The organism is Enterococcus sp. AZ163, assembly GCF_050498925.1.
GTDB lineage: Bacteria > Bacillota > Bacilli > Lactobacillales > Enterococcaceae > Enterococcus_A > Enterococcus_A ferrettii.
The window spans coordinates 3,323,701-3,343,293 of record NZ_JBIPAO010000001.1 but is presented as its reverse complement, the minus strand read 5'-3'; the positions used below and the strand labels follow the sequence as shown (position 1 = coordinate 3,343,293).

17 protein-coding genes and 1 tRNA gene are annotated in these 19,593 nt (G+C 36.2%); 16 read left to right on the top strand and 2 right to left on the bottom strand.

The genetic code is table 11. The annotated features are described in order from the left end of the window. Positions 1 to 14: 14 nt before the first annotated feature. Positions 15 to 88: transfer RNA gene (locus IGI46_RS16065), tRNA-Arg, on the top strand. 55 nt (positions 89 to 143) lie between these two features. On the opposite strand, the gene IGI46_RS16060 is transcribed toward IGI46_RS16065, so the two are convergent. Continuing rightward, positions 144 to 1,385, bottom strand: coding sequence for an aminopeptidase (locus IGI46_RS16060; RefSeq protein ID WP_429973835.1), 1,242 nt, complete (start codon positions 1,383 to 1,385; stop codon positions 144 to 146). A gap of 87 nt (positions 1,386 to 1,472) precedes the next feature. Continuing rightward, positions 1,473 to 1,916 (bottom strand): flavodoxin, encoded by a 444-nt coding sequence (locus tag IGI46_RS16055; RefSeq protein ID WP_429973834.1) that lies wholly within the window; start codon positions 1,914 to 1,916, stop codon positions 1,473 to 1,475. Between the two features lie 145 nt (positions 1,917 to 2,061). Between IGI46_RS16055 and map the strand changes: the two genes are divergently transcribed. The 15 genes from map (at position 2,062) to IGI46_RS15980 (ending at position 19,592) form a co-directional block, all read left to right on the top strand. Next, entirely contained in the window at positions 2,062 to 2,826 is a 765-nt protein-coding gene (gene map, locus IGI46_RS16050) for a type I methionyl aminopeptidase (protein WP_429964002.1), read from the top strand. 13 nt (positions 2,827 to 2,839) lie between these two features. Next, the gene (locus tag IGI46_RS16045; protein ID WP_207705054.1) at positions 2,840 to 3,766 is read left to right on the top strand and encodes a YihY/virulence factor BrkB family protein; all 927 of its coding nucleotides are present in this window, start codon (positions 2,840 to 2,842) and stop codon (positions 3,764 to 3,766) included. 79 nt (positions 3,767 to 3,845) lie between these two features. After that, positions 3,846 to 4,964 carry an MraY family glycosyltransferase gene (locus IGI46_RS16040; protein WP_429964001.1) on the top strand — a complete coding sequence of 373 codons (1,119 nt, stop codon included), beginning with the start codon at positions 3,846 to 3,848 and terminating at the stop codon, positions 4,962 to 4,964. Positions 4,965 to 4,972: 8 nt separating this feature from the next. Beyond that, the gene (locus IGI46_RS16035) at positions 4,973 to 5,770 is read left to right on the top strand and encodes a glycosyltransferase (protein WP_429973833.1); all 798 of its coding nucleotides are present in this window, start codon (positions 4,973 to 4,975) and stop codon (positions 5,768 to 5,770) included. 10 nt (positions 5,771 to 5,780) lie between these two features. Then, positions 5,781 to 6,524 carry a glycosyltransferase family 2 protein gene (locus IGI46_RS16030; protein ID WP_429963999.1) on the top strand — a complete coding sequence of 248 codons (744 nt, stop codon included), beginning with the start codon at positions 5,781 to 5,783 and terminating at the stop codon, positions 6,522 to 6,524. A 72-nt stretch (positions 6,525 to 6,596) separates the two neighbouring features. Next, the gene (rfbA, locus tag IGI46_RS16025) at positions 6,597 to 7,469 is read left to right on the top strand and encodes a glucose-1-phosphate thymidylyltransferase RfbA (RefSeq protein WP_429963998.1); all 873 of its coding nucleotides are present in this window, start codon (positions 6,597 to 6,599) and stop codon (positions 7,467 to 7,469) included. Continuing rightward, complete coding sequence (gene rfbC / locus IGI46_RS16020; RefSeq protein ID WP_429973832.1) at positions 7,469 to 8,050, top strand: dTDP-4-dehydrorhamnose 3,5-epimerase; 582 nt, start codon at positions 7,469 to 7,471, stop codon at positions 8,048 to 8,050. The genes rfbA and rfbC overlap by 1 nt, the downstream gene beginning before the upstream one ends. Positions 8,051 to 8,062: 12 nt before the next feature. Continuing rightward, on the top strand, positions 8,063 to 9,091 hold the full coding sequence (gene rfbB, locus IGI46_RS16015; RefSeq protein ID WP_429973831.1) for a dTDP-glucose 4,6-dehydratase: 1,029 nt from the start codon (positions 8,063 to 8,065) through the stop codon (positions 9,089 to 9,091). 50 nt (positions 9,092 to 9,141) lie between these two features. Then, positions 9,142 to 9,981 carry a dTDP-4-dehydrorhamnose reductase gene (gene rfbD / locus IGI46_RS16010; RefSeq protein ID WP_429973830.1) on the top strand — a complete coding sequence of 280 codons (840 nt, stop codon included), beginning with the start codon at positions 9,142 to 9,144 and terminating at the stop codon, positions 9,979 to 9,981. Positions 9,982 to 10,002: 21 nt separating this feature from the next. Next, complete coding sequence (locus tag IGI46_RS16005; protein WP_429973829.1) at positions 10,003 to 10,869, top strand: glycosyltransferase; 867 nt, start codon at positions 10,003 to 10,005, stop codon at positions 10,867 to 10,869. Further along, positions 10,841 to 12,937: a DUF7657 domain-containing protein gene (locus IGI46_RS16000; RefSeq protein WP_429973828.1), complete on the top strand. Its 2,097-nt coding sequence runs from the start codon at positions 10,841 to 10,843 to the stop codon at positions 12,935 to 12,937. The genes IGI46_RS16005 and IGI46_RS16000 overlap by 29 nt, the downstream gene beginning before the upstream one ends. 21 nt (positions 12,938 to 12,958) lie before the next feature. Then, positions 12,959 to 14,209 (top strand): EpaQ family protein, encoded by a 1,251-nt coding sequence (locus IGI46_RS15995; protein WP_429973827.1) that lies wholly within the window; start codon positions 12,959 to 12,961, stop codon positions 14,207 to 14,209. Positions 14,210 to 14,375: 166 nt separating this feature from the next. Continuing rightward, a complete protein-coding gene (locus IGI46_RS15990; RefSeq protein WP_207705065.1) occupies positions 14,376 to 15,188 on the top strand; it encodes an ABC transporter permease in 813 nt (270 codons plus the stop codon). A 13-nt stretch (positions 15,189 to 15,201) separates the two neighbouring features. Next, positions 15,202 to 16,407 carry an ABC transporter ATP-binding protein gene (locus IGI46_RS15985; protein WP_429963991.1) on the top strand — a complete coding sequence of 402 codons (1,206 nt, stop codon included), beginning with the start codon at positions 15,202 to 15,204 and terminating at the stop codon, positions 16,405 to 16,407. Next, positions 16,389 to 19,592 carry a glycosyltransferase gene (locus IGI46_RS15980; protein ID WP_429973826.1) on the top strand — a complete coding sequence of 1,068 codons (3,204 nt, stop codon included), beginning with the start codon at positions 16,389 to 16,391 and terminating at the stop codon, positions 19,590 to 19,592. The genes IGI46_RS15985 and IGI46_RS15980 overlap by 19 nt, the downstream gene beginning before the upstream one ends. Position 19,593 lies beyond the last annotated feature (1 nt).

Below are 19,593 nucleotides of genomic sequence, written 5' to 3'. Positions count from 1 at the left end.
AAATGTAATAGTATGTCCTTGTAGCTCAGCAGGATAGAGCAATCGCCTCCTAAGCGATAGGTCGCTGGTTCGAACCCAGTCAAGGACGTTAAATAATCCCTGTTAGAGTTGATCTAACAGGGATTATTTTCTTGTATCAAATACTACTGCGCCCAATCGCCATCTCTAAATACTGGAACCCGGCTCCCGTCCTCACGAATACCATCAATTGACATCTTATTTGAGCCAACCATAAAATCCACATGTGTTTGACTGTTGTTTAAGCCAGCTTGTGTTAGCTCTTCTTCAGACATTTCGGTGCCGCCTTCAACGCTAAATGGATAAGCTGCTCCTAAAGCTAAATGGTTTGAAGCATTTTCATCAAATAATGTATTATAAAATGTAATCCCTGATTGAGAAATAGGTGATGGATCAGGAACCAAAGCTACTTCTCCTAAATGTTTGGCACCCTCATCAATATCAAGTAAAGAGGCTAATACTTCTTGGCCTTCTCTCGCAGAGAAATCAACGACCTGGCCATCTTTAAAAGTAAATTTCATATCTAATAAAGTGGTTCCAGCATAGCTCAATGGTTTAGTACTTGTAATGTAGCCATCTACACGGTTTCGATCAGGAGCAGTGAACACTTCTTCTGTAGGCATATTTGCCATGAACTCGTTGCCATCAGCTGCAAAACTACCAGCGCCTTCCCAAATATGATTTTCGGGCAGACCAATTAATAAATCTGTTCCTGGAGCAGTGTAATGAAGTGCAGAAAATTGCTCCTTATTTAATTTTTCCGCCTGTGCTCGCATGTTATTATCGTGTTTACGCCAAGCCTTAATGGGATCATCATTATAAATACGAGTAGTTTTGAAAATTTCATTCCATAAAGCGTCAAGCTGCTCTTCGGCCGTGTCAAGCTTTGGAAAAACTTTTTCTGCCCAAGCAGGACTCGCTGCTGCTACGACCGTCCATCGCAATTTATTCGCTTGAGTAGCTTGCATAACCGATTTCAATGCTTTTCCACGTGCCTGTTGATACGTCGCAACCCGGTTTGTGTCAACCCCCAGCAAAGCATCTGGATCAGAAGAAACAATGCTAACCCGGCTAACACGCTTTTTAGCATAATCCTCCGCTTCCGCTTTTTTATACTCTGGAATGGTTGAAAGGTGATCCTCTGCGGCATTCATTAAAAACTCACGTTGAATAAAATCGTCATTCCATTGAACAATGACCTGATCTGCTCCCAACTGATAAGCATGGGTGGTTACGAGACGTGCCAATGGTGCTTGATCAACGCTAGCATATACAACTACTGTGTCACCCTGTTGTGTATTAATTCCAACCTCAGCGATTAATTGTGCATATTTTTTTAAATTGTCTAAGAAGTTTGGTAATACCATTTTTATTCCTCCATTCCTTTAAAGCCATCATAGCATTTCTTTTTCATGCAAAAAAGGAATCTTCCTTATCGAAAGATCCCTTGGAAATTACGAAGCAGCGTCAACTAATTTTTTAGCGAATGCTTCTAAGTTTTCAATGTCCTCTTCTTCTGCGGCCATTTCAACTTTGACATTCTCAGCGCCTTTTGAAGCACCTGCCTTGGCAAATGCGCTATCAAAATCATCTACTGATTTACAATATTGTTCATAAAACGTGTCTCCCGAGCCGCAAACGCCGTAAATTTTACCAGATAAATCCAACTCTTGCAATTCGTCATAAAAATCAACAATCTCATCAGGTAAATCGCCCTCGCCATATGTGTAGGTAGCGACAATACATATATCAGCAGCTTCAAAATCTTCTGCATCAACTTGGGTGCATTCGTCAATTTCTACTTCAACATTCAAGTTCTCAAAAGCTTCAGATACGATATCGGCAATTTCTTCTGTATTTCCAGTCATGCTTGCGTAAACAATTTTTGCTAGTGTCAAAAACAATTCCTCCTTGAAATTATATGTGGGCTGATTATACCAAAAGTCTATGAAAAAGGAAATGCTTCTTTTATGTATTTGTTAAGCATTTGTTCGCTTAATAGGGTTATGTTAAAATGGAAAGGATGAAAAAGGAGACGAGAACATGATCACATTAAAATCACCGAGAGAAATTGAAATGATGAACGAGTCAGGCGAATTGTTAGCGGATGTTCATCGACATTTACGTACATTTATTAAACCAGGTATTTCTAGCTGGGATATTGAAGTTTTTGTTCGGAAGTTTATTGAAAGTCATGGTGGCAAGGCCGCTCAAATTGGTTTTGAAGGATATAAATATGCGACTTGTTGCAGTATTAATGATGAAATTTGTCACGGTTTTCCTCGAAAGAAGCCTTTGAAAAATGGTGATCTGATCAAGGTAGACATGTGTGTAGAATACAAAGGTGCAATGTCCGACTCTTGCTGGTCTTACGCTGTTGGTGAGGCTTCTCCTGAAATTCAACGATTGATGGAAGTTACTAAAAAGTCTTTGTATATTGGTATCGAACAGGCTCAGGTGGGTAATCGCATAGGTGACATTGGGCACGCTATCCAAACATATGCAGAAGGTGAAGGGTTTTCGGTCGTACGCGATTTTGTTGGTCATGGTATTGGACCAACTATCCATGAAGAACCTGCAATTCCTCACTATGGTGAAGCTGGCAAAGGTCTTCGCTTAAGGGAAGGTATGGTTATTACAATCGAACCAATGATCAACACAGGTGATTGGCAAATGAAAATGGATCCGAATGGTTGGACCGCGTATACTCGTGATGGTGGTTGGAGCTGCCAATATGAACATACCTTAGCGATTACAAAAGAAGGACCTAAATTACTAACTTCTCAAGGGGAAGAAGGAACTTATTAGAAAAGGAAACACTATGCTAGAAAAAATAAAAAGCAATGAAAAATTGATGCGTCTGATTGAATCTATCCAAACCCACGTGAAAGAAACTGAAATAGGCGACCGCTCTGTTGTAGTCGCCTATTATTTATTGCTATCTTTTTTTCCACTACTTATTGTTATCGGAAATTTGCTTCCTTATTTGAGTGTTACTCCCGAAACGGTTTTACCTTATGTTCGAGAGATTATTCCTAAAGAAATTTATGAATTTTTAAAACCGGCGATCGAAAGTTTGCTTTCTAATAACTCTGGGAGCTTATTGTCTATTTCTGTGTTAGCGGCAATCTGGTCTTCCAGTAAAGGGGTTAACGCCTTGCAAACTGCCTTAAATCGTGCATATGGTGTAGAAGATCGAGGGAATTTTGTCATTAGTCGAATCGTTTCTGTAGGAATGGTAGGCGTTTTGTTGATGGCAGTGATTGCTATTGCTTTATTCTTTAGTGTGGGGCAACTGATTATGGACAGCTTGCAACCCTTGCTAGGTTTTTCAACCACGTATATTGATATTTTTACTCGACTACGCTGGCCGGTTACTTTGTTAGGTTTGCTTATCATTTTAAGTGCAATTTATATGGTGATTCCCAATGCCCGCATTCGATGGAAATATACACTTCCTGGTACCTTTTTTGCTACTTTGGGCTGGATGGTTTTGGCACAGGGGTTTGGTTTGTATGCGAGTACTTTTGCTAGAAGTATTTCCGGTTATCAAATTATCGGGAGTTTCATTGTACTAATGTTGTGGCTTAATTTTGCAGCAACAATTGTCATCTTTGGCGGAATCATTAATGTTACTCTTGAAGAACTTCACACTGGTCGTGAGGTTCGTGAGGGAAGCAATAGGATTAACAAGCTTTTAAAATTTTTCCAAAAAAAGTCATCAAAAAGTGATAAATCTGACCAATAACTTGGGTAACCTTTGTTTAGATGGTTGTAAAGCAGAAGAAATTCGATATAATATTTTTTGAGAAAGGTGGGATGGCAAAATGATAGTTTCGTTTGGATTGATTATCAAGTATTTTCTGACGTTTTTAATGGCAGTTGTTTTAACACCTATTTTCAAAATTATTTCTGTTCAAACGGGGATGGTTGATAAACCAAACGCACGACGAATCAATCGGGTGCCCATGCCAAGTGCAGGTGGTTTACCTATATTCATTACTTTTGCCTTCTCTACACTTTTTTTCTTTCGGCATGTTATTCCACATACATATTTATTACCTATTTTGATAGGTGGAACAGTGATTGTTATCACTGGTGTATTAGATGATAAATTTGAGTTGAATCCGAAACAAAAGAGTTTAGGGATTTTAATTGCGGCTTTGGTTATTTATTTTGGCTCGGATATTCATTTCAGCTTTTTGACTATTCCAGTAATTGGTCATGTGGATCTTGGATGGCTCAGCTTGCCAGCAACTATATTTTGGATTTTTGGTATTACAAATGCAGTGAATTTGATTGATGGTTTGGATGGTTTGGCTGCAGGAGTTTCTATTATCGGTTTAACAACAATCGGTGTAATCGGTTATTTCTTCCTTCATGCTTCCACCACCTATATTTCTCTGACTATTTTTTGTTTGGTTGCTAGTATTATGGGCTTTTTTCCTTACAATTTTCATCCAGCAAAAATATATTTGGGAGATACCGGGGCGCTCTTTCTAGGTTTTATGATAGCTGTATTATCTTTGCAAGGACTTAAAAATGTTACATTTATTACTTTGGTTACGCCTTTGATTATTTTAGGGGTACCGGTAACAGATACTTTTTTTGCTATGGTTCGACGTAAAGCAAAGAAGTTACCAATCTCTGCTGCTGATAAGCAGCATCTGCATCATCGGTTAATGAATTTAGGGTTTGGTCACCGCGGAGCTGTGTTAACAATATATGCCATAGCGACACTTTTTTCGTTTACTGCTTTGTTGATTAATTATACTAGTCGGATTGGAACGATTGTATTAATCATTGCTATGGGATTTGCTTTGACCTTTCTACTAGAACTTATCGGATTAATCAGTGAAAAGTACAGCTTTATTACTAAGACTTTTCGTTTTTTCGGAAACAAAGAATATCGTTCGCAAGTCCTCAAGAAATATTTTAAGAAATGAGCTATCTGATGAATAAAAATACAGAGATTGTCACTATTAGCATTGTTACACACAATAGTGACAAAATTTTTTTAAGTTTAGATACATTAATTGACAAATTAGGTAAAAGTCCAGCTGTTCGCATTATGATTTTTGATAATCATTCCGATCCAAAGTATCAGCAAAAATTAATGGACTATCAGCAATACCCATTTGTTCACGTGACTCTTCATAAAGAAAACAAAGGTTTTGGCTTTGGTCATAACTTTAATCTGTTTCCCAAGCCTTCTGAGTATGCAGTCATTTTTAATCCCGACATAATCTTAGAGCAGGATGTTTTAACTGGCTTGGTTTCTTTAATAAAAGAACACCCAGAAGTCGCGTTATTAGCCCCTAAAATTTTAAATGAAGATGGTTCTACGCAGTATTTAGTCCGTGAAAAACTAGATGTTTTTGATTATATGTTGCGCTTCATCCCTTTTTCTTTCGTGAAGAAATTGTTTAATGAACGCTTAGCTAAATTTGAATGTCGAGACCTTTCAGATGAGAAAGACAGTTATGTTCGGATGATTTCCGGTAGTTTTATGGTAGTGGATGTATTGAAGTTTATAGCAGTAGAGGGGTTTGATGAACGCTATTTCATGTATTTTGAGGATAACGATCTCTGCCAGAAGGTGGAGGCTGCGGGACATAAAATCTTGTATACGCCTAGATTTCAAGTAATACATTTATACGAACGTGGGGCAGTAAAAAGCCGGAAACTTTTTCTAGTCTTTCTGCAATCAATGAGAAAGTATTTTAGTAAATGGGGTTGGCAATTTTTCTAAGGAGGATTACATGCACGAAAAACATGGATTGTCTGTCTCTGTTTGTATGGCGACATACAATGGGAGAGCCTTTATCGAAGCACAGCTAGATAGTATCTTGCCACAGCTAAGTAAATATGATGAACTAGTTGTTTCTGATAATTCTTCTACAGATGGTACCTGGGAATTATTGCAAGCTTACCAAAAAAAGGATCAACGAATCCAACTCTTCAAAAATGAGCAACCTGGAGTTATCGGGAATTTTGAAAAGGCTATTAGGTTAGGACAAAAGGAACTAATTTTCTTGTGCGATCAGGATGACCTCTGGCAGACAAATAAAATAGAAGTGGTGAGAGCTTATTTTCAAGAACACCCAGAAGTAACCGTAGTTATTTCTGACTTAATCATTGTTGATAATGATTTTCAAATTTTGGTTCCCTCTTATCAGGCAATGCGGCATACAAAACCGGGATTCTGGCATAATTTGCTTCGTAGCAGCTACATAGGCGCTGGGATGGCTTTCAGAAAAGAACTGAAAGATTTAATCTTACCGATTCCTAAGGAGGTACCGATGCATGATATGTGGATTGGATTGCTTGCTGATCACACAAAAGGTGTAGCTTTTATACCAAATAAATTGGTGTACTATCGGAGACATGGGTTGAACACTACTGAAATCAAAACAACTGCTTCGAAAGTTCAGCAATTTATTTGGCGCTGGAAAGCTTGGCAGTTGGTTAGAAAAAGGCTAAGAGAAAATAAAAAAAAAGCGTAAAGTACTTCCTCCTTTAGGAAGACATCATGTATAATGAATAACGTATGTATAGATAAAGTTAGGAGCGTAAATATGAAAGGAATTATTTTAGCGGGCGGGAGCGGCACTCGTCTGTATCCATTAACTAAAGCAACATCTAAGCAACTAATGCCCGTTTATGACAAACCGATGATCTACTATCCAATGTCAACTTTAATGTTGGCAGGGATTAAAGAAATCTTAATCATTTCAACGCCTCAGGATACACCACGTTTTGAAAATTTATTTGGCACCGGTGAAGAATTAGGAATTCATATTGAGTATGCTGTCCAAGAAAGTCCTGATGGATTGGCTCAAGCATTTATTATTGGCGAAGAGTTTATTGGTGAAGATAGTGTTTGCTTAGTGTTAGGGGATAATATTTATTATGGGGATGGCTTATCTCGTATGTTGCAACGTACTGCGGCGAAAGAAGATGGAGCAACCGTATTTGGTTATCATGTAAATGATCCTGAACGTTTTGGAGTGGTGGAGTTTGATGAGAATATGCAGGCTGTTTCCATTGAAGAAAAACCAGAAAAACCAAAATCCAAATATGCTGTAACTGGACTTTACTTTTATGATAATGATGTAGTAGAAATCGCTAAAAACATTAAGCCGTCTGATCGTGGTGAGTTAGAAATCACTGATGTAAACAGAGAATATTTGAAACGTAACAAACTTTCTGTTGAGGTAATGAGTCGTGGCTTTGCTTGGCTAGATACGGGGACGCATGAATCCTTATTGGAAGCTTCAACGTTTATTTCAACTATTGAGAAACGTCAAAATCTGAAAGTTGCTTGTCTGGAAGAGATTGCTTTCCGTATGGGATATATAACGAAAGAACAATTAGTTGAACTTGCACAACCACTGAAGAAAAATCAATATGGACAATATTTATTACATTTAGCAAAAGAGGAAGCCTAATGGGAAAATTAGTCGTAACTGAAACTAAGTTAACGGATGTAAAAATCGTGGAACCAGCTGTTTTTGGCGACCATCGCGGTTTTTTTACTGAAAGTTACTCAGAAAAAGATTTTAAAGAAGCTGGAATTGAAGCTGATTTCATGCAAGATAATCATTCATTGTCTACTCAACCAGGTGTGTTGAGAGGACTGCATTTTCAAAAAGGTAAGTCCGCCCAGACGAAACTTATTCGTGTAATAACAGGCGCTGTACTAGATGTTATTGTAGATATTCGTAAGGGGAGCCCTACTTATGGAGAATGGGAAGGATATATTTTATCCGAATACAATCATCGTCAATTGTTGGTTCCTAAGGGATATGCTCATGGATTTATGACATTAACACCAGATGTAAATTTTCTGTACAAATGCGACAATTACTACGACGCAGATGCTGATGGCGGAATTGCATTCAATGATCCTGGATTGAACATTCAATGGCCCATGGCAATGGATAAAGCAATTACTTCAGAAAAAGATCAAAAGCATCCAACATTAAAAGAATTTGAAGCAGAAAATCCGTTTATTTACGGTGAAATCTAAGGAGACAACCACATGAAAAAGATAATTGTTACTGGCGGAGCTGGATTTATCGGTTCTAATTTTGTTCATTATGTTGTAAAACATCACCCGGAGGTCCATGTGACTGTTTTAGATAAATTAACCTACGCAGGCAATAGAGCAAATTTAGCGGGTTTGCCTGAAGAACAGGTGAAACTAGTTGTAGGAGATATCGCAGATGCCAAATTAGTAAATGAACTAGTTCAAGAAACAGATGCGGTTGTTCACTATGCAGCTGAGTCACATAATGATAATTCTTTAAAGGATCCATTTCCTTTTGTACAGACGAATATTATAGGTACCTATACCTTAATTGAAGCTTGCCGTAAAAACGATGTTCGTTATCATCATGTATCGACTGATGAAGTTTATGGCGACTTGCCATTACGTGAAGATTTACCTGGACACGGTGAAGGTGAGGGCGAGAAGTTTACGGATCAAACTCCATATAATCCATCCAGCCCGTATTCTTCAACTAAGGCAGGCTCAGATTTGTTAGTGAAAGCATGGGTTCGGTCATTCAATTTACAAGCAACTATTTCTAATTGTTCTAATAACTATGGGCCTTATCAACACATTGAAAAATTTATTCCTCGTCAGATCACTAATGTTTTGAGTGGGATTCGTCCTAAACTCTATGGTGATGGTAAAAACGTAAGGGATTGGATTCATACAAATGATCATTCTTCTGCTGTTTGGGCTATTTTAACTAAAGGCAAAATTGGTGAAACCTATCTGATTGGTGCTAATGGTGAAGAGGATAATAAATCTGTGATGGAATTAATTTTAGAGTTGATGGACCAGCCTAATGATGCTTACGACCATGTAAATGATCGTCCCGGACATGACTTACGTTATGCGATTGATTCAACAAAATTACGTCAAGAATTGGACTGGAACCCGGAATTCACCAATTTCCGTGACGGATTGGCAGATACTATTCGTTGGTATAAAGATAATCGTGATTGGTGGGAAGCAGAAAAACAAGCTGTTGAAGCTAATTATGAAAAAAACGGTCAATAATTCTATAGGCAGGGAAACCTGCCTTTTTTTGAGAAAAGGAGAGATACACAATGATCTTATTAACAGGTGGTAACGGACAATTAGGAACTGAGTTAAGAAAACTGTTAGATGAAAAAGGTTGGGATTATATTTCAACAGATGCAGATGTTTTAGATATTACAGATGCTGAGAAAACCATGGAATATATAACTGACTTGAAGCCAGAATTAATTTATCATTGTGCAGCCTATACAGCAGTTGATAAAGCTGAAGATGAAGGTAAAGAACTAGATGAAAAAATCAATGTAGAGGGCACTCGTAATGTGGCTAAAGCAGCTAAAGCTGCAGGTTCCAAATTAGTGTATATTAGTACTGACTATGTATTCGATGGTACAAGAAAAGACGATATGTACCAAGTGGATGATACAACTAATCCGCAAAGTGAGTACGGGCGTACAAAACTGCTAGGTGAGCAAGCCGTTCAGGAAGTTATGGAAGATTATTACATTATCCGTACCTCTTGGGTATTTGGCATCTACGGACATAATTTTGTTTACACGATGCAACGGTTAGCAGAAACTCATAAACAGCTGACAGTAGTAAATGACCAGTATGGTAGACCAACTTGGACTCGTACTTTGGCTGAGTTTATGACTTTTGTAATTGAAAATGGAGCACCATTTGGTGTTTACCATTTATCTAACGAAAATAGTTGTTCATGGTTCGAGTTTGCCAAAGAGATTCTAAAAGATACGGATGTAGAAGTTTTGCCAGTTACTTCTGAAGAATATCCTCAGAAAGCAAAACGTCCACAATACTCAGTTATGGATCTAAGTAAAGCGAAAGAATTAGGTTTTGCTATTCCTACTTGGCAAGAAGCTCTAGAGCATTTTCTAAAGCTAGAAAAATAAAATAGAAAAGAGGAAAAGGATTTGTATGATATTGTCATTGTGTTGTATCAAATAAAAGCATCTGAGTCCCCAACAATACAAACTCTGCAGCAAATCCTTACTTCTAATGAATTGCCTGAATTACGACAAGTTATTGTGTTTGATAATAGTGTATCGGAAGATAATCCCGTTTTTACAGATGAACGGTTTGTTTATCATTTTGCTGAAGGAAATCAAGGTTTAGCAAAGGCTTATAATTATGTATGGCCGAAAAGTCTTTCAAAGGGGTGCCATTGGTTAATTACTTTAGACCAAGATACTAGTTTGACCAATGATTATTTTTCTACCGTTGCAGATGGGATCAATCAAGCTGATAAAAATATTGCGATTATTGCGCCAGTTATCTATGATAAAGAGAAACAAATTTCACCTGTACAAAGTAATACACTGCGTCCCTTACATACCTTCCTGCCAAGGGGAGGAAAAATATATTATAATCAGATCATGGTAATTAATTCAGCGGCTGTGATTTCACTAGATTTCTTACAAGCAATTGGTGGCTACAACGAAATTTTCTCGATGGACTATTTAGACCACTGGCTTTGTTGGAGAATATTCCAAGAGAAAAAGCAAATAAAGATTTTATCAGGCGCTTTACATCATCAGTTATCAGTTCTTGATTACAGAAACAGTATGAATACAGCAAGATATCAACAAATATTAAATGCTGAAAGTCGATTTTATAAGGACTATGCGGCTGAAATGTTTACGGAGTACAAAAAGCAGTTATTATTACGCAGTATGAAACAAATTTTCAGAGGGCTTTTCCCCTATGCTGGAAAAACCTTATCACAGTACAAAATGATTTCGGGGGAAAAAAATGGAGACAAGGTTACAACAAAGAAGTAGAGAAAGAGTGAGAGAGAAAAAAGAAGGCCCCCAGACAAAAGTGGTCAACTTTATTGTTCGATTTCGATATATAATTGGACTAATTTTTCTTATTCTAATCGTTGCTTTTAACTTAAATGGCAGCTCAATTGGTGAGTGGGACAACACTGTTTTTCAAAGAGATGATGGAAAAAAGTCAGATGTAATTTTTGGTCAAAGCCGAGCCATTCGTTCTGATGAATGGATGGTTCAGACACCTTTTTATTTATCTCAGGCTGAGGATAATTTTCCAGTACTAAATAAGAATTATGGGATATCTGGTCAGAATATGATTATTGCCTATAATTCTCCTGTAAAAGATATTACACAAATTGGTAAGCCTTTTAATTGGGGGTTCTTTTTTCTAGATAAAGATCGAGCACTTTCTTTTTATTGGGGCTTTAAAATAATTTGCATGATTCTTTTGGGCTTTGAACTCTCTATGATTTTGACTAAAAAGAATAAGTACGTTTCTTTACTAGGTTCACTTATGATTACTTTTTCTCCCGCTGTTCAATGGTGGTTTATGCAACATGTAGGCGACCTTATTTTCTTTACTTTAGGTTTAATGGTTGCTTTTTATCATTATTTTGCTAATCATGATAAAAAGATTTTGCGAAGTTTAATGATGTTGTTAGTGGTAATATTTGGAATTGGATTTGTTTTAGTTTTATATCCGGCTCATCAGGTAGTTTTAGCTTACTTCATTTTATTCTGGTTTATAGGTCTTTTGATCCATTATCGTAAAAGAATTGATTGGGATAAATTAGATATAGTCTTAATTATAGGGGCATTACTGTTTATTGGTTATGTTTTATTTCATTTTTATCAGGAGTCCAAAGATGCGTTGGAAGCTACCATGAATACTCTCTACCCTGGTAGGCGTGTATCAACTGGTGGTGGCTTAGGACTGTGGCAAATGCTGCTATTTCTAACAAACTGGAAAACCCCTTTTTCTAATGGTATTGATATAGCTAATGAGGCTGAAGTAGCGGGTTTCTTCAACTTATATATATTAGTAGTCCCGTTCATGCTTATTGCTTTTATGAAAAAGGAATTAAGAAAAGAAAATTATTTAGGCTTAAATCTTTTGATCTCCTCAATACTTTTATTAGTTTTTATGGTTTTCGGACTGCCTGAAAGTCTAGCAAAATTGACACTTTTGTCTTACGTTCCAACAACTAGAGCTATTTTTACATTTGACTTTATAGCATTATTACTAACAATTTGGTTTATAGGCTTTATTTTTGAACAAAAAAGACTGCCTCGTTGGTTGAGAGGAATTATTGTCCTTTTTTCTGGAGTATCCATTTATATTGTTGTGAATAACTCTGCAATCATGGACTATTTCAATCAACTTGACCTGATTCTAACAGCATTAGTTATTGCGCTGATTATTTGGTTTATTTTATCTTTAAAAAAGAAAATAGCTATTACATTGATGTTGTTATGTACGATTGCTAGTGGTTTCTTTGTTAATCCCGTTGTTCATGGAACAGGAGCAATTTATGAAAAAACTTTAGCTAAAGCTATAATGAAACAGAATCAAGAAGATCCTGGACAACTTTGGATAGCCGAAAATCGTTTATACAATTTCTTGCCTGCATTGGGCGTAAAGACCTATAATACTGTTCGTTTTTACCCCGATGCTAAGATGTGGAAAGACATTGATCCGAAGAAAGAAAATGAAAAAATATACAATCGATATTCCCACATTGATGCTTATGTTACAAATGGGGATACCAAGTTTACTCTAACTAATCCAGATGCCTTTGTGGTGAACATTAATTTCGATCCTATCAAAGAGCTTGGTGTCAAATATGTAGTTAGCAAAAGGTCTTTAGAGGATTACAATGTATTTAATTTTGCTCATTTTACTCGGATTTACGGACCAGAAAAGGGCAAATGGCAGATTTTTGAAGTGAGTTTCCCTGAAGATTCAGAAGGCACAAATACAGAAGACCCGTCAGCTACTCCTGAACCAGATCCAATCTTACCTAACCCGGCTGAAAATAATTCACCTGTAAATCCATACAGTTACTACCAATAGCAGATTTAAGAGGAGAGAAAAATGCGAGATAACGATACAAATATTTTAAATACCATAAGCCTTTTCATTCTTTTTGTAATGATTTGTGCGTGCTACTTTCTCTGGACGCGAGGTATTGGTACTCAACCGATGCTAGACCTCTATACTGCAATGGTTCGTTATGTAACATATGGTGCAATTTTCGTATTACTTTTGAATATTTATCGTTTAAGTATTGCTGATTGGTTTTGGGTAATACTAGCAGTAGCGAGCGTTCCTTTTTATTCTCTGTTTTCTGATTTACGAGGTGCTGGTTTTTTTCAAAATGTGATACCTGCTTTAATCATAGTAGTAGTTATCGATTTTAAAATTGTATACTTCAATAAGTGGATTCGTACCTTACTTGCAAGCATTCTATTACTGATATTATTGATTACAATGTATCGTATTTTTACGGAGATGCCACCCCCAGTCGATGGGGATTCTATCTGGGCACCAACTAATAAACTGAAAGAAATCTGGATTAACACGAACACAATAGGTGCATCGGTTATGACAGCCAGTTTATTGTCAGCCTGCCTGTTTAAGTCTTTAAGAACAGGATGGAGTGATTGGGTTATTTATCCAATTTATTTGTCAGGATTGGTGGGTACTTGGGTAGTCCAATCAAAAGCTTCTTTTGTGGCAATGGTCTGCTTTGTCTTTTTGGATGTATTCCCAGAGAATATTAAAGAAAAATTAAAATATTTTTACGGTGGAGCATATACCATTTTTCTAACCGCAATTTTTCCAATATCCTATTTTGTTGCTTTTTCTGATGAAGTCAATATTTTTACAGGCAGGGAAGAGATTTGGCGGGAGTTTTACGAAAAATTATTTGAAACAGGTCAGCAGGTTTTAGTCGGTATGTATCCTTTTACTTATCATAGGGGAAGTGAAGTTTTAGGCTACCACAACAGCTATAACTCAATTCTAGGACAGTACGGTATTATTGGCTTAATTTTGGTCTGTCTATTTATTTTGTATAATGTCTGGTCAATTATCTTAAAAAAAGATTTTGTGGTTGCTCGTTATAGTTTTCTGATTGCTTTTTTCGGAATTTTACTTCAATCTGTCATGGAGGATACGCTCAATGCTGGTTTCTGGATCCCCTTAACGTTCAGTTTATTAGGTTTTGCTGGTCAACAAACACTTGAAGATGAAGAATACGAGTATGATGATTACTATGATTATCAAGAATACTATGATGTGATTAATGAACAAACTAGAAGTCGTAGCTCACGTCATAAATAATCTTAAGAATAAGCTTAGATATTTCAAATATCTAAGCTTATTCCTTTAGGTAAACTTGCTTTTAAACTTTGAATTCTGTAGAATAATACCGTTAATCAACTTAATGATACTCGTTCAATTGTGTATCTAAATAAATAGAAAATCTAGTGTAATGAAGGGAAATACAATGATTAAAGATTTGATTAGTTTCTTTAAAGAGATTTATAGTAACCGAGTACTCCTGAAACAATTTTCAGTGAATGATTTTAAGGCAAGATATGCTGGTTCAGCGTTTGGAATTTTTTGGGCCTTCGCTAATCCAATTGTCATGGTGCTGACTTATTGGTTTGTTTTTGGAGTGGGTTTTAAAGCCGCGATGACCGATGGTAAGTATCCATTTATAGTTTTTCTTTTGACTGGTTTAGTTCCTTGGCTTTACTTTTCTGAAGTATTAGGTGCTGCAACGAATGTTTTCCGCGAGTACAGCTATCTAGTAAAAAAAGTTGTATTTAACATTCGAATATTGCCAAGCGTAAAATTATTCTCCAATCTTTACATGCATGCTTTTTTTATTGTAATTGCTTTTATTGTGGCGATCTTTAATCAAGCAATGCCTAGTTTATATACTTTGCAAATTTTTTATTATCTTTTCTGCATGATGATGTTTTTGACAGGCCTTACGTGGATTACTTCGTCCATTCAACCTTTTTTTCCAGACATCAATCAATTTATCGGAGTAATTATGCAGGCCTTGATGTGGGGAACCCCCGTATTGTGGAGTATTAACCAATTTCAGGCACATCCAACAATTCAATTTATTTTGAAATTGAATCCGATGTTCTATGTTGTTCAAGGATATCGGGATGCCTTTTTTAGTGAACAATGGTTCTGGGAAAAACCTTTACTATCCGTTTACTTTTGGATAATTACTTTAATTTTATTAGTTATCGGCAGTGTGGTATTCAAACGCCTGAAACCACATTTTTCTGATGTATTATAAGGAGATAAAACCTATGACGGAAACAGTTATTCAAATAAAACATTTAACCAAAAAGTACGATATGTATCAGAAACCCTCTGATCGTTTGAAAGAGGCTTTGAGTCCTAGTAGAAAGACCTACCATGAAGTATTTTATGCGTTAAACGACGTAAATGTTGACGTAAAAAAAGGAGAAATGATTGGTTTTATTGGGGAGAACGGGTCTGGAAAATCTACTATTTTAAAAATAATCACTGGAGTACTGTCACCCTCTGATGGTGAGATTAATATCAAAGGAAATATCTCTGCGTTACTAGAATTAGGTTCAGGGTTTAATCCTGAATACAGTGGATATGAAAATATTTTTCTTAACGGAATGGTTCTAGGTTTTTCACGTGAAGAAATGGAAAGTAAAGTAGATGATATTATTAGCTTTGCTGATATTGGAGATCATTTATATCAACCAGTAAAAACTTATTCAAGTGGGATGTTTGTTAGATTGGCTTTTGCTGTAGCGATAAATGTTGATCCAGATATATTGATTGTTGACGAAGCGCTAGCTGTAGGGGATTTAGAGTTTCAGTTAAAGTGTATGGAGAAATTTACTGAGTTTCGTAATGCTGGAAAAACAGTTTTATTTGTATCTCATGACGTAAATGCAGTACGTCGTTTTTGTGACCGCGTATACTGGTTAAAAGATGGTGTGATACGTGCTGAAGGCGATACAATGGAAATAACGGAAGAATACGAAAACTTTTTGAAGAAAAAGTCTTTGAAAAGTATTGATCGTGATGCTTCCTCTTCTGAAGAGTTTTCGGCGTATGATATTGTAGAGGTGAAATCTGCAGAATTGCTAAATGGAGATTTGAATCCATTAGAAATTGTAGAGCAGGATAGTAAGGTAGTTGTTAAAGTAAAATATTATGTAAAAGATGATTCTATTAAGCGCCCCGTTCTAGGTGTAGCTATTCGCACTGTAGACAACCAATATGTTTGTGGTTTAAATACGCTATTAGATGAAGAAAATATTCCCTGGAAAAAGGGTGAGAATGTTTATTATTTAGAGTATGAAAAGATGGCTTTGTTAGGTGGAGAATATTATTTTGATGTTGCTGTTTTTGAAGAAAATGCAACAGTCCCCTTGGTTTATAAAACACGTTACTTAACGATGTTTATTACAGGTAAATATGTGGGTGAAGGTATTGTTGTTTTAGATCACACATGGAAGGAAAGAATATAACCATGAAATATGATTTTGATCTATCTCTCGATGAGCAGACCAGTGTAGGAAAAATAATCAGCCAGATAAATGAAAACAGTCGTGTTCTAGAATTTGGACCTGGTAATGGTCGAATGACAAATTATTTAATCCATGAAAAAAAATGCGAAGTATCAATTGTAGAATTTGATACAGTCTTATACGATCATGTAATGAGTGTTGCTCAAAATGGTTTTTTGGGTAACATTGAGGAATACAAATGGGTAGATTATTTTGCAGGGCAAAAATTTGACTACATTATTTTTGCGGATGTTCTAGAACACCTGACGAATTCTGAAGAAGCATTACGTCAAGCACGGCATTTTTTGGCTAAAGATGGGGAAATCTTGATTACTTTTCCTAATATTGCTCATAATTCTGTTCTTATTGATTTGTTTAATAACAAATTGGATTGGAAACAATATGGTCTGTTAGATAGGACACACAACAGCTTTTATACACAAAATGGTTTTTACGATTTATTTAACCGATTGGATTTACATGTGAGAAGGGAAGACTATACCTATGCTCAAGTAGGACAAAATGAAATTGAGACATCCTATGATCAATTGCCAACACCGGTGCGCTATTCATTTAAGAACCGTCCTTTTGGTGAAGTATATCAGTATTTTTTTGCCTTGAGAAAAGAAGCAGTTACTGTCCCTGAACGCAAAATTCCTGCTAATTCAAATTACAATAAACAAATCCAATTAGCTTATTTAATTGCAGACTCTTTTGAAATGGAGCCTTTTATATTAAATAATAGCAATGGAGAAAACAAAATAACTACTCATAAGGCGCCTGAGGCTACAGAAAGTCTTAGAATTGTTATTGGAAGACTCCCAGCGAATGTAAAATTATCGGTTGTTTGCGAAAATCGATTGTTGACCATCAAGGAAACAAATGCCAATTGGTTCAAGGATGATATTTTTATGTTTAATCATATCTCGGAAGAACCATACGTCACTGTTTCAGGTGAAGACATTGCTGGTAAAGAATATACTCTATCAGTAGAAGTTATTGATGAAGAGCAAGGCTCATCAGTAGATCAAGAATTATTCAATGATTTGTACGAAACTAAAAAAATACAGCGATTACTTAATCTTAAGTTGACTTACTATAACGAGTTTGAATATCAACTGTCACGAATCCCTTATAAAAGGCCGGAAGAATATCTACAAGATATTCGTATAAACATCGAAACCGTGGAAAACAATGAAATGGATAAACAGGTCATTATCAAGGGGTGGGGATTCTCGCTAAGCGATCAAAAGCAGTTAGAATTTTTGTTGGCTGAGAAGATTAATGATTATCAAGTAACTCGCTTATTAAGACCGGATGTAAATGAGACCTTTACCCTTCCGTTAGATGAAAAGTATGGTTTTATCTTGACAATTGAAAACCTGCAAATTGAAGATGCAATTAACTTACTGTTAGTATCTGCCAATTATGAGGTATTTCCATTAGTCGTGAGCATGCCTAAAGAAACTAGTACACCATTTGTAAAAAAGGTACGTCGTATTTTAGGTTCAGTAAAACGTGAAGGTGTGTCACAAGCTTATAAGAATTATCAATATCGAAAATCAATCAGTGCAAATTATGAAGTATGGATTGAAAAAGATGAAATTGGCTTTAAGGAAAGACTATTGCAAGAAACACAGCAGTTAGATTTTGAACCCAAAATATCATTAGTTGTTCCTGTCTATAACGTAGATGAGAAATGGTTACGTGCCTGTGTAGGCTCATTGACTAATCAAATTTATAAGAACTGGGAGCTTTGTTTAGCAGACGATGCTTCTCCTAAAGCACATATCAAACCACTTCTACAAGAGTTAAGTGCTACTGATGAAAGAATTAAGATCGTTTTTCGTGAGCAGAATGGGCATATCTCTGAAGCAACGAACTCAGCAATAGAAGTAGCAACTGGAGAGTACATTGGATTTTTAGATAACGATGATATTTTATCTGAAACGGCTCTTTTAGAGGTAGTTAAGGCAATTAATGAGGACTTCAACATTGACTTCATCTATACAGATGAAGATAAATTATCGATGAGTGGTAAACGTTTTGACCCATTCTTTAAATCTAATTGGAACGAAACCTTACTTCTTGGGCACAATTATATTACTCATTTTGTAGTAGTTAAACGATCAATTATTGAAAAGATTGGTGGTTTACGCACAGAATTTAATGGAAGCCAAGATTATGACTTTGTTCTTCGAGCTACAGAAGCAGCACAAAAAATTCATCATATTCCTAGAATTTTGTATCATTGGAGAACAATTGAAACCTCAGTAGCTATGGATCCTCAGAGTAAAGAATACGCTTATATTGCTGGTCAAAAAGCAATTGAAGCTGCTTTGGAGCGTCGTAGCTTGGCAGGCCAAGTGTCTATGACGAAAAATTATGGTGCTTATAAAGTTGACTTTACTTATCAAAAAAATGGAAAGGTAACAATTGTATACACGAAACCCCTGAAAGAAAAGCAAGTACTCATTAATTTACTGGAAATGACAAGTTGGCAAGATTACGAAGTATTGCTTTTTAAGGAAAATAAACTAGCGACAGAGGACAAGCATATCCGATATGTGGATGCTAAAAACGTAAACGAGCTTGCTGAAGCTGCCTTAGGTGAATATATAGTGTTTATGGCACCGGATGAGTATCCATCCTCAAAAAATTGGTTAAATGAAGCTATGAATTTTATTCGTTTGCCTGAAATAGGACTTGTTTCAGGTAAAGTTATCAGTACTCAGGACGCGATATTGAATTGTGGGGTACTCATTAAGCCGAATGAGCAAACGATTTACTATGAACAGCAAGGGTTATCCAACAAAACAATTGGAACATATTTCCGTCCGACATTGCCTAGAGAAATTTATACTACTACTGAAGATTGTCTGATCATTGCTAAAAGTGACTTTCAGCAACTTAACGGTTTTGACCTAGCGTTAAGTGATCAAATTCTAGGAGTAGACTTAAGTATTAGGGTACACCAAGAGTTAAAACGAAAACATATTTTTGACCCATATTTTGAATTGATCTGTGAACAGACTGTACGGTTCTCTTTACCTAAGGGCGTCTTTACAGAGTTAGAGTCTAAGTATTCCATGAATGATTTAGAAGATCCTTATCTTAATAGTAACCAATTTAGTATAGGAGGATAGA